Source organism: Seohaeicola zhoushanensis (assembly GCF_014656415.1).
GTDB lineage: Bacteria > Pseudomonadota > Alphaproteobacteria > Rhodobacterales > Rhodobacteraceae > Seohaeicola_A > Seohaeicola_A zhoushanensis.
In genome coordinates, this window is the sequence record NZ_BNCJ01000014.1 from 1 (window position 1) to 14959 (window position 14959).

Genomic DNA, 14959 nt, shown 5'->3' on the forward strand with positions numbered 1-14959 from the left:
CATCCGCGAAGGCGGCCGCACCGTCGGTTCGGGCGTCGTCGCCAAGGTCATCAAGTAAGGCGCGCCTGCCGCGCCTGGCGGACGGCGGGTGACGCACCCGCCGCACCGCATGGCAGACATCCGGACGCCGGCCTTGCCGGCGTTCGACAAGAAAAAGAGGTTCGAAGAGGGGCGGCGATGAGCGTCCTCCCTCCTCTCAACCGGAAATGCCCTTGAAGGGGACGACAGACATGGCAATTCAAAGCCAAAACATCCGGATTCGTCTGAAGGCGTTCGACTATCGCGTGCTGGACGCCAGCACCGCAGAGATCGTCAGCACCGCCAAGCGGACCGGCGCGCAGGTGCGTGGCCCGATCCCGCTGCCGAACAAGATCGAGAAGTTCACGGTTCTCCGTGGGCCTCACATCGACAAGAAATCCCGTGACCAGTTCGAGATCCGCACCCACAAGCGGCTGCTCGACATCGTTGATCCGACCCCGCAGACGGTGGACGCGCTGATGAAGCTCGACCTCGCCGCCGGCGTGGACGTCGAGATCAAGCTGCAGTCGTAATCAGGGAGGCGAGAAGCGATGTTGCGCTCTGGAGTCATTGCGAAAAAGATCGGCATGACGCGCCTGTTCATGGAAGACGGGCGTCAAGTTCCGGTCACCGTGCTGCAGCTCGACAACCTTCAGGTTGTCGCGCAGCGCACTGCCGAGAAAGACGGTTACACCGCGGTTCAGCTGGGCGCCGGCACGGCCAAGGCCAAGCGGACCAGCGCACCGATGCGCGGCCACTTCGCCGCGGCAAAGGTCGAGCCGAAGCGGAAAGTGGCCGAGTTCCGGGTCGATCCCGAGAACCTGATCGGCGTCGGTGAGGAAATCACCGCGGATCACTACTTTGCTGGCCAGTATGTCGACGTGGCCGGCACCTCGATCGGTAAGGGCTTTGCCGGTGTCATGAAGCGGCACAACTTCGGCGGCCTCCGGGCGTCGCACGGTGTGTCGGTCAGCCACCGTTCGCACGGTTCGGTCGGTCAGTGTCAGGACCCCGGCAAGATCTTCAAAGGCAAGAAGATGGCCGGTCACATGGGCACCGTCCGTGTCACCACCCAGAACCTGGAAGTGGTGCGCACCGATGCAACCCGTGGCCTGATCATGGTCAAGGGCGCTGTGCCGGGTTCGAAGGGTGGCTGGGTGACGGTGAAGGACGCCGTCAAGAAGCCGTTCCCCGAGAACGCGATCCTGCCCGCCGCGCTGAAGTCCGCCGCTGAAGAGGCCGCCAAGGCCGCTGAAGAGGCCGCTGCAGCCGCTGCCGCCGAAGCCGAAGCAGAAGCCAAGCGCCTTGCCGAAGAGCAGGCAGCAGCTGAAGCCGCCGCGCTGAAGGCAGCCGAGGACGAAGCCGCCACCGAGAAGAAGGAAGGCGAAGAATGAAACTCGACGTTATCAAGCTCGACGGCGGCAAGGCCGGCAGCGTCGATCTGGACGAGGCCCTCTTCGGGCTCGAGCCGCGCGCCGACCTGCTGCACCGCGTTGTCCGCTGGCAGCGCAACAAGGCCCAGGCTGGCACCCACTCGGTGCTCGGCAAGTCGGATGTCAGCTATTCGACCAAGAAGATCTATCGCCAGAAGGGCACCGGCGGCGCACGCCACGGTTCCAAGAAGGCGCCGATCTTCCGTCACGGCGGCACCTACAAGGGCCCGACGCCGCGCAGCCACGGGCACGAGCTGCCCAAGAAGGTGCGCAAGCTCGGCCTGATGCACGCGCTCTCGGCCAAGGCCAAGGCGGGTGAACTCGTTGTGATCGAAGCCGCCGAAGCCGCAGGCAAGACGTCGGCCCTGGCCAAGCAGATCGCCAGCCTCGGCTGGAAGCGCGCGCTGATCATCGATGGCGCGACGGTCAACGAAGATTTCGCACGCGCCGCACGCAACATCGAAGGTCTGGACATCCTGCCGACGATGGGCGCCAACGTTTACGACATCCTCAAGCGTGACACCCTGGTGATCACCAAGGCGGGGATCGAAGCACTGGAGGCTCGTCTGAAATGAGCGCGAAACCCCAGCACTATGATGTGATCCGCAAGCCGATCATCACCGAGAAGGCAACCATGGCTTCGGAAGCCAATGCCGTTGTCTTCGAGGTCGCGATGGACAGCACCAAGCCGCTGATCAAGGAAGCCGTCGAGACCCTGTTCAATGTCAAGGTGAAGGCGGTCAACACCACCATCACCAAAGGCAAGGTCAAGCGTTTCAAGGGCCGTCCGGGCACCCGCAAGGACGTCAAGAAGGCCTATGTGACGCTCGAAGAGGGCAACACGATCGACGTGACCACCGGTCTCTGAGAGCAGGCTCATCGTGAATGGAAACCCCGGCATCGAAAGATGTCGGGGTTTCTCTTTTGTGATGGGTGTTCAATGGTTTGTACTTTTAAGTTGCCAAAATTCTTGAGTGCCATCACGAACCTTGCGGTACATGATTGAAAAAATGGGGATTTTTGCTATCATCTGAGCATTGACATATAAATTAACGCAAAAATGGTGGCTCCGATGAATATTCATGGAATGCGGCGGAAGATAGTTTTTGCCAGCGTGCTTTGTCTCGCGTTTTCGAATTCAGCCTTGGCGGATTCGCCTGATCGAAAGAATCCCCTAAGTGGGAGCCAAGTCATCGAGCTCTACAGCGGGAAGACCTGGTTGTGGTCGAAGGGCGGTTCCTACTGGGGCAATGGTGGGGAGTTTCAGGCGTTATGGGACGGGTCGGTCGCCGTCGGAAAATGGTATGCGACCGACAAGGGATCACTTTGCTACGAGGCGGTCTGGAAGAAGGTGCGCGACGAGGCCGGTGCCAATCTTAAAAGGTGTTGGACTCATGTGCATGACAGCAAGGGGGTTTTGTGGAAGCAGGATCCTCAGACGAAAGACTGGTACCGTCCGGGCAAAGAATTCGAAGAACGCGTGAAAACCGGTAACAAGATCAAGAGTGAAGTGAACAAGCGCCGGAAGGCTACCGGACTTTAGCCGGAATTCGGCAGTGCCGCGTTTGGGGCCTTCGGCTGCCTTGACGCTCTTGATTGAAGGGGGCGCGTCATGCGCGCCCTCCAACAGTTAAAGACTGGCGGCATGTCTCCCGAAGTTGTCCAGGATCGACTGCCAGCCGTCCCGCTGCATTTCCAGCGGATGCATCCCCTCGGCGTCGAAGGTGGTGGTGACGCGGACCCCGTCGCTTTCGGGGGTGAAGGTGGTTTCGACCCGCCGCCCGTCGCCGAGGGTATAGACCAGCCGCTCCTTCGGGGAGACCTCGTCATAGACCGCCTCGAAATCGAAGCCGAAGCTGCCGTCCTTCGCCTCCATCCGGGCCTTGTAGGTTCCGCCGACGCGCATGTCGTTCTCGGCCGAGGGGCAGCACCAGTCGTCGCTGGCGAAGTTCCACCGGGTGATATGCGCCGGGGCGGTATAGGCGGTCCAGACAGTGTCCAGCGGCGCGGCGACCAGGGTGTCGATGGTGATCTTGGGGAAAGCCATGATGATGATCCTTCAGATAAGCGTGGCGAGCAATTCGTCGAGGCGATCGAGGGTGGAGGCGAGGCCTTCCTTCATGCCCATGTCGATGACCTTCTGCAGGTCATCGGCGCTGGCATAGGTGACCAGCGTGCCGACCAGCGTGCCGGCGGGAACGTCGGAGAAGCTCAGGTCGAAGCGCGAGGCGGGCAGGGCGGTGTTCGGCTCGCCCGTGGCATCGGTAAAGCAGTCGCGCGCCGAGAAGGCGTCGATCGGGGTGATGGCGAGAAAATCCTGCCGGCTCCAGTATTCCGTTCCCGCCGGGTCGATCATCGCAAAGTGCCAGTAGCCGCCGACGCGGAAGTCCATGTGTTTCGTCGCCGTGGTCAGCGGCTTGGGCGCGAACCAGCGGTCGAGGAGGTCGGCCCTGGTGTAGCAGTCCCAGACCATCTGCCGGGGCGCGGCGAATTCGCGTTTCACGCGGATGGTGTTCGCAACCATGTCGGCTGCGAATTGAAACTTCAGGTCGGGTTTCATTCGGGCTTTCCTTGCATTGCGCCCAGCAGGGCGTCGAGTTGGCGATAACGAACGTCCCACAGCTGGCGCTGTTCCTCGAACCAGCGCTCGGCGGCGGCCAGGCGGTCGGGGTTGAGCGTGCAGGTCCGCACGCGCCCCGTCTTGGCGGATTGGATGAGGCCGGCATCCTCGAGCACGCCGAGGTGCTTCATGAACGAGGGCAGGCCCATGCCGAAGGGTTCTGCAAGCTCGCTGACGGCCGCCGGCCCGGCGCCCAGGCGCTGGACCACCGCGCGCCGGGTAGGGTCGGCCAGCGCGTGGAAGAGGGAATCGAGTGGTGGTATATTGTTTTCCATGTGGGAAAGTATTGCATCCCCAGATGGTTCTGTAAATGGAAAACTATTGGGTTGGCGACGCGCCGCCAGCCGCCCCTCTGAACCCCCTTGAAAACAGGGCCGGGCGGGGGCAGGGTGCATGTCTCCATGGCTCCGGAAAAACCACGGGTCCGGCTATGGACGGCATGAATCTTTTCTGTTACCTCACCGCAATCGCACGGCCCCGGATTCGTTCCGGGGCCTGTGATTTTATACGAACCGGGGACCTTCGGGGCCCTATACCACGGTGGGTTCGCCCCACCAGACATAGGCTCCGCAAGGGGCCGCTAGCTAACGGAAGACAGAAAGCATGGCACTCAAGTCGTATAAGCCGACGACGCCGGGCCAGCGCGGGCTGGTGCTGATCGACCGTTCGGAACTGTACAAGGGCCGTCCTGTCAAATCCCTCACCGAGGGTTTGCACAAGCACGGTGGCCGGAACAACACCGGACGGATCACGATGCGCCGCCAGGGCGGCGGGGCGAAACGCCTCTATCGGATCGTTGATTTCAAGCGCGCCAAGTTCGACGTGGCCGCAATCGTGGAACGGATCGAATACGATCCCAACCGCACCGCATTCATCGCGCTGGTGAAATACGAGGACGGCGAACAGGCCTATATCCTCGCGCCCCAGCGTCTCGCCATCGGCGACCAGGTGATTGCCTCGGCCAAGGCCGACATCAAGCCCGGTAACGCGATGCCCTTCTCGGGCATGCCGATCGGCACGATCGTCCACAACATCGAGATGAAGCCCGGCAAGGGCGGCCAGATCGCACGCGCCGCGGGCACCTATGCCCAGTTCGTCGGCCGTGACGGCGGCTACGCGCAGATCCGCCTGTCCTCGGGCGAACTCCGCATGGTCCGCCAGGAGTGCATGGCGACCGTTGGTGCCGTCTCGAATCCGGACAACAGCAACCAGAACCTCGGCAAGGCCGGTCGCAACCGTCACCTGGGCAAACGCCCGGCTGTCCGCGGCGTCGCCATGAACCCGATCGACCACCCGCACGGCGGTGGTGAAGGCCGCACCTCGGGTGGCCGTCACCCGGTTACCCCGTGGGGCAAGCCGACCAAGGGTGCCAAGACCCGCAATCGTAACAAGGCGTCGAGCAAGCTGATCATCCGCTCGCGGCACGCCAAGAAGAAGGGGCGCTAAATGTCTCGCTCTGTCTGGAAAGGTCCCTTCGTCGACGCTTACGTGTTGAAGAAGGCCGAGGCGGCCCGCGAAGGCGGCCGTCACGATGTCATCAAGATCTGGTCGCGCCGCTCGACGATCCTGCCCCAATTCGTGGGCCTGACGTTTGGCGTCTACAACGGCAAGAAACACGTTCCTGTCTCCGTGACCGAAGACATGATTGGTCAGAAGTTCGGTGAATATTCGCCGACCCGGACCTATTACGGTCACGCGGCAGACAAAAAAGCGAAGCGGAAGTAAGTCATGGGCAAGGAAAAAAACCCCCGCCGCGTGGCCGACAACGAAGCAATGGCAAAACTGCGCATGCTTCGCACCAGCCCGCAGAAGCTGAACCTGGTCGCCGAGATGATCCGCGGCAAGAAGGTGGACAAGGCTCTGGCCGACCTCACCTTCTCGAAGAAGCGGATCGCCGTTGACGTGAAGAAGTGCCTTCAGTCCGCGATCGCCAACGCCGAGAACAACCACAACCTTGACGTCGACGAACTCGTCGTGGCCGAGGCCTTCGTGGGCAAGAACATGGTTCTCAAGCGTGGCCGTCCCCGCGCCCGTGGCCGTTACGGCCGGATCATGAAGCCGTTTTCGGAACTGACGATCAAGGTGCGTCAAGTCGAGGAGCAAGCCTGATGGGTAACAAAGTCAATCCGGTCGGCATGCGCCTTCAGGTGAACCGCACCTGGGACAGCCGTTGGTACGCAGACACCAAGGACTATGGCGACCTGCTGCTCGAGGATCTCAAGATCCGCGAGTTCATTCAGGAAGAATGCAAGCAAGCCGGCATCGCCCGCGTGATCATCGAACGCCCGCACAAGAAGTGCCGGGTCACGATCCATGCAGCCCGTCCCGGTGTCATCATCGGCAAGAAGGGCGCCGACATCGAGACCCTGCGCAAGAAGATCGCGCGGATGACCAAGTCGGAACTGCACCTCAACATCGTCGAGGTCCGCAAGCCCGAACTGGACGCCCGCCTGGTCGGCGAGAGTATCGCCCAGCAGCTGGAACGCCGGGTGTCCTTCCGCCGCGCCATGAAGCGCGCCGTGCAGAACGCCATGCGCATGGGCGCCCTGGGTATCCGGGTCAACGTTTCGGGCCGCCTCGGCGGGGCCGAGATCGCCCGGACCGAATGGTATCGCGAAGGCCGCGTTCCGCTGCACACCCTGCGTGCCGACATCGACTATGCACATGTCGAAGCCACGACCGCCTACGGGATCATCGGGATCAAGACCTGGATCTTCAAGGGCGAGATCATGGAGCACGATCCGAGCGCGCGTGACCGCAAGACGCAGGAACTGCAGGATGGCCCCGCACCCCGCGGCGCCGCCGGCGGTCGCCGGTAAGGAGTAGAAGAAGATGCTTCAACCTAAGCGTACCAAATTCCGCAAGCAGCACAAAGGCCGTATCCACGGCGAAGCCAAGGGCGGCAGCGACCTGAACTTCGGCAGCTTCGGCCTCAAGGCACTGCAACCCGAGCGCGTGACCGCGCGTCAGATCGAGGCAGCCCGCCGCGCCCTGACCCGCCACATGAAGCGCCAGGGCCGCGTCTGGATCCGGATCTTCCCGGACCTGCCGGTGACCTCCAAGCCCACCGAAGTCCGTATGGGTAAGGGTAAGGGTTCGGTCGACTACTGGGCCTGCCGGGTCAAGCCGGGCCGGATCATGTTCGAGCTCGATGGTGTTGACGAGGAAATCGCCCGCGAGGCCCTGCGCCTCGCCGCGATGAAACTCCCGATCAAGACCCGCGTCGTTCAGCGCGAAGACTGGTAAGCGCTGCGCTCACGCGCCGCACTCAGCCGAAATAAAGAACCCCCGCCGACCCGTTCGGCGGGGGTTTTCCGTTCCCGTAACGCACTCCGTGCGGAGGCCTCTCCCTCACCCTGACCCTCTCCCCCGAGGGGAGAGGGGAGCCGCGCCGCTTGCGCCCTCTCGCCTAAAGGCCCGACCTGCGCTATTCCCGCGATATGGCCCAGATCGATTCCCTCTTCGTCACCCGTTTCTACCGCGCCCAGCTCTCCGAGCAGGGCAAGCCCGTCGATCTCGACGAGCTGGAGAATTCCTGCCTCTCCATCGCCGACGATGACGAGTCGGGGCAGAAATGGTGCGAGAAAAACGGCTATCCGGGTTACACCAGCTATGCCTCGCTGACCGACCTCGCCTGGCGCTTTCCGGTGTTCAAGGACCTGGTGAAGGTGCTCGACAAGCATGTCGCCGCCTTCGCGAAGGAACTGCAGTTCGACCTCGGCGGCGGCAAGATCAAGCTCGACTCGCTCTGGATCAACATCCTGCCGCCGGGCGGGGTGCATACCTCGCATATCCACCCACATAGCGTCATCAGCGGCACCACCTATGTCGCGGTCCCGGACGGGGCCAGCGCCTTGAAGCTGGAAGACCCGCGCCTGCCGATGATGATGGCCGCGCCGCCGCGCCGCAAGAAGGCCGACCCGGAACTGCGCCCCTTCGTCTATGCCGCGCCGCTGCCGGGCGAGATCTTCCTCTGGGAAAGCTGGCTGCGCCACGAGGTTCCGGTGAACATGGCCGACGAGGACCGCATCAGCGTCAGCTTCAACTATGGCTGGGGCTGAGGCGCCACTTCCCGGCTTCTCTTCTTCATAAATATCTCCGGGGGAGTCGCGCCGCAGGCGCGGCGGGGGCAGCGCCCCCAACCGGTCGGATCGCGCGGCGATCCGAAACCGCCCTAGCGGCGGAACAGGATGGCCTGCGAGTCCTTGTCCTGGGGCGCATTGCGCAGCTCGGCAAAGAGCGCGCGGCCTCTCTGCACGGCGGGACGGGCTGACACGGTGTCGAGCCAGCGGGTGAAATGCGGCTTGTCCGAGATGTCCTGCTCCTGCCGCTTCCACAGATGCGCCCAGGGCCAGATCGCCATGTCGGCGATGGAATACTCCGCCCCGGCCACATAGGCGCTCTCGGCCAATTGCCGGTCGAGCACGCCGTAGAGCCGCCTGACTTCGGCGCGATAGCGGTCGCGGGGGTAGGAGAGGTCCTGCGGCGGGTCCAGGTTCGGCGCGTAGTGGATGAAGTGATGCGCCTGGCCCGCCATCGGCCCGACCCCGCCCATCTGCCACATCAGCCACTGGTCCACCGCGATGCGCTCGCGCTCGGTCGCGCCGTAGAACCTGCCGGTCTTGCGCGCCAGATATTGCAGGATCGCGCCGCTCTCGAAGATCGGGATCGGCTTGCCGTCCGGCCCTTCGCGGTCGACAATTGCCGGCATCCGGTTGTTCGGCGAGATCTTCAGGAACTCCGGCGCGAATTGCTCGCCCTTCGAGATGTTCACCAGGTGGGTCTCGTAATCGAGGCCCATCTCCTCAAGCGCGATGGAGATCTTCCAGCCGTTCGGCGTGGGCCAGAAATAGAGGTCTATGGTCATGTGTCTCTCCCGTCGGGAGCGATCATGCGGCTTTTTGCGGGCCTGGCAAGGGCAGCGCGACCGGGAAGGCCGGCAGCAGGCGCGACCAGCGCGAGGCGGGCTCCGGCGGCAGCCCGGCGCGCAGCAGGTCCAGCGTCCAGCGCTCGGGGCGGCGCAGCAGCGCGTTGTAGAGCTGCAGCAGGCCGGGCCGGGCATAGGCCGACCAATGGCAGATCAGCCGGTCGGGCGTGCCGACGGGGGCGCCGAGCCGGTCGAGATGGCCCAGCGTTTCAGAGCAGTCGATCTGCAGCGTAACGGCATTGGCGGCGACCAGCCCGTGGCCGATGGCGCGGTCGCCGCGGCGGGGCGCGGGGATCAGCCGCTCGAACAGGAAGTCGAAGAGGTCGTTCTCGCGGCTGGTGACATTGACGAATTCCGCCGTTCGTCCCGCCGGCGTATCGAGCGCGGCGCGACTGCGCGAGACGTAGGCCGCCCCGGTCAGCGACAGGATCCGCCCGATGGCACCGGGGGCGAGGTGGTGCAGCGCCTCGAGCGCGACCTCGACGCCCATGGAATGAGCGACCACATGCACCGGTCGGCCGGGATCCAGCCGCTTCAGGGCGGTCACCAGATGCGCCAGCGCGCGCCCAGCCGAGAGGGCGCGCAGGCGTGCGACCCTGGGCTTGCCGCGCGCGTCCCAGCCGAAGGCGATGGCCAGCCCCTCGTTGTCATGCCCACCGCCAAAGCCGAGCTGGCGCGGCCAGCCTGCATCGCCGTCGTCAGGTGTCATCGAGAGCAGCGAGCGGTGCGGGCAGTGGCGCAGGTCGCCGGGGCGGTAGGAATAACCGTGGATCATCACCACCGCGGGGCCGCTGCCGCCGCGCAGGGCCAGTTCGCGGTCCAGCGTCGCGTGGCCGCGATGCAGGCGGGGAACATCGTCATGGGCATTGATCCGGATCAGCGGCATTGCGCACCTCGCAACATGTTGTGGTCCCGCTATGGACCGAACATATGTCGATGGCGTGACACCCGGTTAACGCCCGGATGACAGTTATGGTTGCAGGGTTGGATGGCATGCATGATGCACGCCCAGCACCCGCGCGCCGCCGTGAAAATGAAAGGCAGATCTCCGGCAATCGGCGGATTGGCGCTGTTCCATGGAGTCTCCCGGCGTGGGCTTGCCGCAATTCGGGCCTAGTTTCGAGGGAATGTTGACGTATTTGCCGGTAAGGCTTTCCGTCGATTTCAGGATTTTGCGAGGAGAGGAAGATGTCCCGTTACACCAGCCGCGTCGTAGCCGCGCTTGTGGCAACCGCCATGGTTGCCGCCCCGATGGCGATCGGCACCGCAACCGTCATGATGCCCGGCAAGGCCCTGGCAAAGGGAGGCGGGGGTGAAGGTGGCGGCGGTGGCGGCGGCGGCGGCGGTGGCGGCAACGGCGGCGGTGGCGGTGGCGGCGGCGGTGGCGGCGGCGGCAACGGCGGCGGCGGCGGTGGTGGCAACGGCGGCGGTGGTGGTAACGGTGGCGGTGGTGGCCACGGCAATGGCGCCGCGAATGGGAACGGTCACGGCAACGCCTCGGCCAATGCCGGCAGCAAGGGGCCGGGCCATTCCAACGGCCGCGCGTCCGAGGCGCGCTCGGCATCGCTTGCGGTCGAGGGCAAGTCCAAGTCGAAGGACAAGTCCAACCACGGCGCGGTCGCCAGTAACATGAAGGGGCTGAACGCGGCACATGCCAGCCCGACGGCCTTCGCGAATGCCGCGCCCAACAGCCGCGTCGGCATGATCGCCTCCTACATGGACGTGACGGCCTCGTTGCAGGACCAGACCGACCGAATGGCCGCGCTCGAGGCGCTGGTCGATCTGACCGTGCCGACGACCGAGGACTTCGTTGCCGAGAACCTCTCGGAAGATGCCACCATGACGGCCGAGGAGATTGCCGAGGCAATCGACGCGCTCGACCCGGAATCGGCGACCTATGACGCGGATGTGGCGGCCATCGCGGCGGCGCTCTCGGGGCTCGATCCCGCTGACGAGGCGAACACCGATGCACTTGCCGGCCTTGCGGATGCGATCAGCGGCACCGTCGAGGCGCAGGACCAGCAGGCCGAGATTGCCGGGCAGATTGCAGACCTGGCGGTCGAGATCGATGACACCCGCTCCGACCAGCTATCGGCGCTGTCCGAGGCCTATGCGCCGCATGACGTCAAGGATCTGACCAACGAGTCGCTGGCCGAACTGCATGGCCTGCTTGGCCTCAGCGACGAGAGCATCCCGGACGTCACCGCCGAGATATCGGACGCGCTCGCCACCGACGAAGCGCCGCTCGCCGGCAGCGAGTGAAGCATCGAGGGCGCGGCTCCTGCTGGGGGCCGCGCCCTGTGTCGAAGGGCAGGGGTCAGGCGACGAAGTCCGACCGCCCCGCGTTGCGGCCCGAGAAGATGCAACCGCCGAGGAAGGTGCCTTCCAGCGCGTTGTAGCCGTGATAGCCGCCCCCGCCGAAGCCCGCGACCTCGCCTGCCGCGAAGAGGCCCGGCACCGCCTGACCATCCGCGCCGATCATCCGGCTGTCGAGGTCGGTCTGCAGCCCGCCCAGCGTCTTGCGGGTCAGCACGTTAAGCCGCACGGCGATCAGCGGTCCGTTCTCGGGATCAAGGAAACGATGCGGTTTCGCGGTGCGGATCAGCCTGTCGCCCCGGTAGTTGCGCGCGGCGTGGATCGCCATCAGCTGCGCGTCCTTTGCGAAGGGGTTGTCGACCTGGGCATCGCGCGCGGCGATCTGCGCATGCAGTCGCGCGGCGTCGATCAGCGTGTTTCCGGCGATCCGGTTCATGCCGGCCACCAGCTCGGCCAGCGTATCGGCGACGACGAAATCCTCGCCCTTCGCCTTGAAGGCTTCGACCGGCCCGGTGGCGCGTTTGCCCGAGAGGATGCGCGAGCGGATCACCTCGGACCACTTCTTCGAGGTGAAATCCGGGTTCTGCTCGGACCCGGAAAGGGCGAATTCCTTCTTGATGATCTTCTGCGTCAGCACGAACCAGCTGTGCTCATGGCCGGTCGCCAGGATCGCCTTCAGTGTGCCCAGCGTGTCGAAGCCCGGCAGGAAGGGGGCGGGCAGGCGGTTGCCTTCCGCGTCGAACCACATCGACGAGGGGCCGGGCAGGATGCGGATGCCGTGGTTGGGCCAGATCGGGTCCCAGTTCGCCACGCCTTCGGTGTAATGCCACATCCGGTCGCGGTTGATGACATGGCCGCCCGCCGCTTCGGAAATCGCGATCATCCGCCCGTCGACATGGGCCGGCACTCCGGCGACCATGCGTTTCGGCGGCGGGCCCAGCCGGTCGGCGGGCCAGGCCTTGCGCACCAGGTCGAAATTGCCGCCGATCCCGCCCGAGGTGACGATGACCGAAGGTGCGCTGAGCTCGAACGCCGCCACGGCATCGCGGTTGGTTCTCTGCCCGCGTGCGGCGCTGTCGGGGGCCAGCAGGGTTCCGGCCACGCCGGTGGCAGCACCGTTCTGCATCACGATATGGTCGACCTGGTGGCGGAAGCGCAGCTCGATCCGCCCCGCCGCGACATGCTCGCGCACGAGGCGCTCGAAGTGTTCCACCACGCCCGGCCCCGTCCCCCAGGTGATGTGGAAGCGCGGCACCGAGTTGCCATGGCCCGTGGCAAAGCCGCCGCCGCGTTCGGCCCAGCCGACCACCGGGAACCAGCGCAGACCCATGGCGTGCAGCCAGGGCCGCATCTCGGTGGCCGCGAAGTCGAGATAGGCCTCGGCCCATTGCCGGGGCCAGGCATCCTCGGGGCGGTCGAACTGCGCCGAGCCCATCCAGTCGAGCTGGGCAAGGCCGTGGCTGTCGCGGATGCCCATGCGGCGCTGCTCGGGTGTGTCGATCATGAAGAGGCCGCCAAGGCTCCAGAACGCCTGCCCGCCCAGGTTGGCCTCGCTCTCCTGGTCGAGCAGGATCACCCGCTTGCCCCGGTCCCCCAGCTCGGCGGCGGCCACCAGCCCGGCCAGGCCGCCGCCTACGATGATTGCATCCGCGTCCGGCATGGTTCGTCCTCCCCCTCGTCGAGGTCAGCCTAGGCAGCGGAATAGGCTGGCGCAACCGGGGCGTTTTCCGTCGCGGAAAACGTCCGAATTCCTGCGAGGAATTCGGGGCGCAAGCGGTTGGGGAGGAACCGGTTTTCCGCGCCGGAAAACGGACCGAAATCCGCGAGGGATTTCGGCGTCAGAACGGCCAGAACACCAGGATCGCCGGGATAGAGACCGCGATCACAAGCGCTTCGAGCGGCAGGCCCATGCGCCAGTAATCTCCGAAACGATAGCCGCCGGGGCCAAGGATCAGCGTGTTGTTCTTGTGCCCGATCGGCGTGAGATAGGCCGAGGAGGCCGCCACCGCCACCGCCATCAGGAAGGGGTCGGGCGAGACGCCGAGCGTATTGGCCATCTGGATGCCGACCGGTGCGGCCACGATCGCGGTGGCGGTGTTGTTCAGCACGTCCGAGAGAGTCATCGTCACCACCATCAGCACCGTCAGGATCGCCCAGGCGGGCCAGCCATCCGTCAGCCCGACCAGGCTCTCTGCGATCAGCCGGGTGCCGCCTGCGCTTTCCAGCGCCGTGCCAAGCGGGATCATCGAGCCGAGCAGCACCACCACCGGCCATTCGATGTGGTCGTAGATCTCGGTGATCGGCATGATGCGGGTCAGCACATAGCCAATCACCACCAGCCCCAGCGCCACCGGCAGGTAGATCAGGCCAAAGCTTGCCGCCGCCACCGCCGCGCCGAACAGGCCGATCGCAAGCCAGACCTTGTCATTTGCGGTCACCGCCAACCCGCGTTCGGCCAGCGGCAGCGCGCCAAGCCATTCGGTCACTTCGCCGCCCTGGCCCTTGGGGCAGAGCAGCAGCAGGATGTCGCCGGGGCGGATCTCGGTCTGGCGCATCTGCTCGGTTATGCGCTGCCCGTGACGCGAGATGCCCATCAGAACCGCGCTCTTGCGCCAGGTCAGGCCGACCGCCTGCGCGGTCTTGCCGGCGATCCGCGCGGTTTCGGGGATCACAACCTCGACCACCTCCAGCCCCTCGCCGGCGGCGGTCAGCTTCTCCTCGCGGGCGGCATCGGAGAAGGCGAGCTCCAGCGCCGCGCGGAATTCGTCCAGGGCGTCGGGCGTGGCCTCGAGCACCAGCACGTCACCCGCCTGCAGCAGGGTGTTCGAGGCCCGGCCATAGCGGCGCTGGCCATCGCGGATCAGGCCCAGGATCGCCACGTCGGACTTCTCGGCATCCTCGTCCAGCTCGGCCAGGCGCTTGCCGATGTGCTCCGATTTCTCGGGCACCGTCAGCTCGGCGATATATTGGGCGAGACCGGCATCGCCATTGCTGGCCTCGCCTCGCACCGGGATCAGCCGCCAGCCGATCAGGGCGACGAAGATCAGGCCCGCAATCGCTGCCAGCCCGCCTACGGGGGCGAAGTCGAACATGCGGAAGGGCTCGCCGATATAGTCCTGCCGGATCGAGGCGATGATGATGTTGGGCGGGGTGCCGATCAGCGTGGCCATGCCACCGAGGATTGTGGCAAAGCTCAGCGGCATCAGCGAGAGGCCCGGCGCGCGGCCGGCCTTGCGCGCGGTCTGGATGTCGACCGGCATCAGCAGCGCCAGCGCCGCGACGTTGTTCATGAAGGCCGAGAGCACCGCGCCGATCCCGCCCATCAGCGCGATATGGCCCCCCAGCGCGCGCGAGCTGTCCACCAGCGTGCGGGTGATGAGGAAGACCGCCCCCGAGCGCACCAGCCCGGCCGAAACCACCAGCACGAGGGCCACCACCAGCGTGGCGGGGTGGCCGAAGCCCTCGAAGGCCCTGTCCGAGGGCACCACGCCCAGCACGACGCCCGCCATCAACGCCGAGAAGGCGACGAGGTCATATCGGAAGCGGCCCCAGAGCAGTAGGGCGAAGACGGCAGCGAAAAGGGCAAAAAGAATGATCTGGTCGGTCGTCATGGGTCCCGCCTGAATGAATGCCTCTGGCCGGAGC

The 14959-nt window shown here is 65.3% G+C and carries 19 protein-coding genes; 12 read left to right on the top strand and 7 right to left on the bottom strand.

What is annotated here, in order from left to right; all coding sequences use genetic code 11:
• Positions 1 to 236 precede the first annotated feature (236 nt).
• The 5 genes from rpsJ (at position 237) to IE266_RS18855 (ending at position 2994) form a co-directional block, all read left to right on the top strand.
• Positions 237 to 551: a 30S ribosomal protein S10 gene (rpsJ, locus tag IE266_RS18835; RefSeq protein WP_189681786.1), complete on the top strand. Its 315-nt coding sequence runs from the start codon at positions 237 to 239 to the stop codon at positions 549 to 551.
• An 18-nt stretch (positions 552 to 569) separates the two neighbouring features.
• Positions 570 to 1412, top strand: a complete 843-nt coding sequence (rplC, locus tag IE266_RS18840; RefSeq protein WP_189681672.1) for a 50S ribosomal protein L3 — start codon at positions 570 to 572, stop codon at positions 1410 to 1412.
• Positions 1409 to 2026, top strand: coding sequence for a 50S ribosomal protein L4 (gene rplD / locus IE266_RS18845; protein ID WP_189681673.1), 618 nt, complete (start codon positions 1409 to 1411; stop codon positions 2024 to 2026). Before rplC ends, rplD begins: the two co-directional genes overlap by 4 nt.
• Positions 2023 to 2319, top strand: coding sequence for a 50S ribosomal protein L23 (locus IE266_RS18850; RefSeq protein WP_189681674.1), 297 nt, complete (start codon positions 2023 to 2025; stop codon positions 2317 to 2319). Before rplD ends, IE266_RS18850 begins: the two co-directional genes overlap by 4 nt.
• Positions 2320 to 2523: 204 nt before the next feature.
• Complete coding sequence (locus IE266_RS18855; RefSeq protein ID WP_189681675.1) at positions 2524 to 2994, top strand: DUF995 domain-containing protein; 471 nt, start codon at positions 2524 to 2526, stop codon at positions 2992 to 2994.
• 87 nt (positions 2995 to 3081) lie between these two features.
• On the opposite strand, the gene IE266_RS18860 is transcribed toward IE266_RS18855, so the two are convergent.
• Genes IE266_RS18860 through IE266_RS18870 form a run of 3 tightly spaced genes read right to left on the bottom strand, consistent with a single transcriptional unit; the run spans position 3082 to position 4346 of the window.
• Positions 3082 to 3498, bottom strand: a complete 417-nt coding sequence (locus IE266_RS18860; protein WP_189681676.1) for an SRPBCC family protein — start codon at positions 3496 to 3498, stop codon at positions 3082 to 3084.
• 12 nt (positions 3499 to 3510) lie between these two features.
• Positions 3511 to 4011 carry an SRPBCC family protein gene (locus IE266_RS18865; protein WP_189681677.1) on the bottom strand — a complete coding sequence of 167 codons (501 nt, stop codon included), beginning with the start codon at positions 4009 to 4011 and terminating at the stop codon, positions 3511 to 3513.
• Positions 4008 to 4346 (bottom strand): ArsR/SmtB family transcription factor, encoded by a 339-nt coding sequence (locus IE266_RS18870; RefSeq protein ID WP_189681678.1) that lies wholly within the window; start codon positions 4344 to 4346, stop codon positions 4008 to 4010. Before IE266_RS18870 ends, IE266_RS18865 begins: the two co-directional genes overlap by 4 nt.
• A gap of 328 nt (positions 4347 to 4674) precedes the next feature.
• Between IE266_RS18870 and rplB the strand changes: the two genes are divergently transcribed.
• The 6 genes from rplB (at position 4675) to IE266_RS18900 (ending at position 8132) form a co-directional block, all read left to right on the top strand.
• A complete protein-coding gene (rplB, locus tag IE266_RS18875; protein ID WP_189681679.1) occupies positions 4675 to 5517 on the top strand; it encodes a 50S ribosomal protein L2 in 843 nt (280 codons plus the stop codon).
• Positions 5518 to 5796: a 30S ribosomal protein S19 gene (gene rpsS / locus IE266_RS18880; RefSeq protein WP_189681680.1), complete on the top strand. Its 279-nt coding sequence runs from the start codon at positions 5518 to 5520 to the stop codon at positions 5794 to 5796.
• 3 nt (positions 5797 to 5799) lie between these two features.
• Entirely contained in the window at positions 5800 to 6180 is a 381-nt protein-coding gene (gene rplV, locus IE266_RS18885; RefSeq protein ID WP_189681681.1) for a 50S ribosomal protein L22, read from the top strand.
• Positions 6180 to 6890 carry a 30S ribosomal protein S3 gene (gene rpsC / locus IE266_RS18890; protein ID WP_189681682.1) on the top strand — a complete coding sequence of 237 codons (711 nt, stop codon included), beginning with the start codon at positions 6180 to 6182 and terminating at the stop codon, positions 6888 to 6890. The genes rplV and rpsC overlap by 1 nt, the downstream gene beginning before the upstream one ends.
• A gap of 13 nt (positions 6891 to 6903) precedes the next feature.
• Positions 6904 to 7317, top strand: a complete 414-nt coding sequence (gene rplP, locus IE266_RS18895) for a 50S ribosomal protein L16 (protein ID WP_189681683.1) — start codon at positions 6904 to 6906, stop codon at positions 7315 to 7317.
• 194 nt (positions 7318 to 7511) lie between these two features.
• Positions 7512 to 8132 (top strand): TIGR02466 family protein, encoded by a 621-nt coding sequence (locus tag IE266_RS18900; protein ID WP_189681684.1) that lies wholly within the window; start codon positions 7512 to 7514, stop codon positions 8130 to 8132.
• Between the two features lie 113 nt (positions 8133 to 8245).
• Here IE266_RS18900 and IE266_RS18905 read toward each other — a convergent pair whose 3' ends face one another.
• Complete coding sequence (locus tag IE266_RS18905) at positions 8246 to 8938, bottom strand: glutathione S-transferase N-terminal domain-containing protein (RefSeq protein ID WP_189681685.1); 693 nt, start codon at positions 8936 to 8938, stop codon at positions 8246 to 8248.
• Positions 8939 to 8960: 22 nt separating this feature from the next.
• Positions 8961 to 9884, bottom strand: a complete 924-nt coding sequence (locus tag IE266_RS18910; protein ID WP_189681686.1) for an alpha/beta hydrolase — start codon at positions 9882 to 9884, stop codon at positions 8961 to 8963.
• Positions 9885 to 10186: 302 nt separating this feature from the next.
• Between IE266_RS18910 and IE266_RS18915 the strand changes: the two genes are divergently transcribed.
• Complete coding sequence (locus IE266_RS18915) at positions 10187 to 11260, top strand: hypothetical protein (RefSeq protein ID WP_189681687.1); 1074 nt, start codon at positions 10187 to 10189, stop codon at positions 11258 to 11260.
• A gap of 55 nt (positions 11261 to 11315) precedes the next feature.
• Here the strand turns inward: IE266_RS18915 and IE266_RS18920 are convergent, their stop codons facing one another.
• Both IE266_RS18920 and IE266_RS18925 read right to left on the bottom strand, forming a co-directional pair.
• Complete coding sequence (locus tag IE266_RS18920) at positions 11316 to 12974, bottom strand: FAD-binding dehydrogenase (RefSeq protein ID WP_189681688.1); 1659 nt, start codon at positions 12972 to 12974, stop codon at positions 11316 to 11318.
• A gap of 178 nt (positions 12975 to 13152) precedes the next feature.
• Positions 13153 to 14925: an SLC13 family permease gene (locus IE266_RS18925; protein ID WP_189681689.1), complete on the bottom strand. Its 1773-nt coding sequence runs from the start codon at positions 14923 to 14925 to the stop codon at positions 13153 to 13155.
• Positions 14926 to 14959 lie beyond the last annotated feature (34 nt).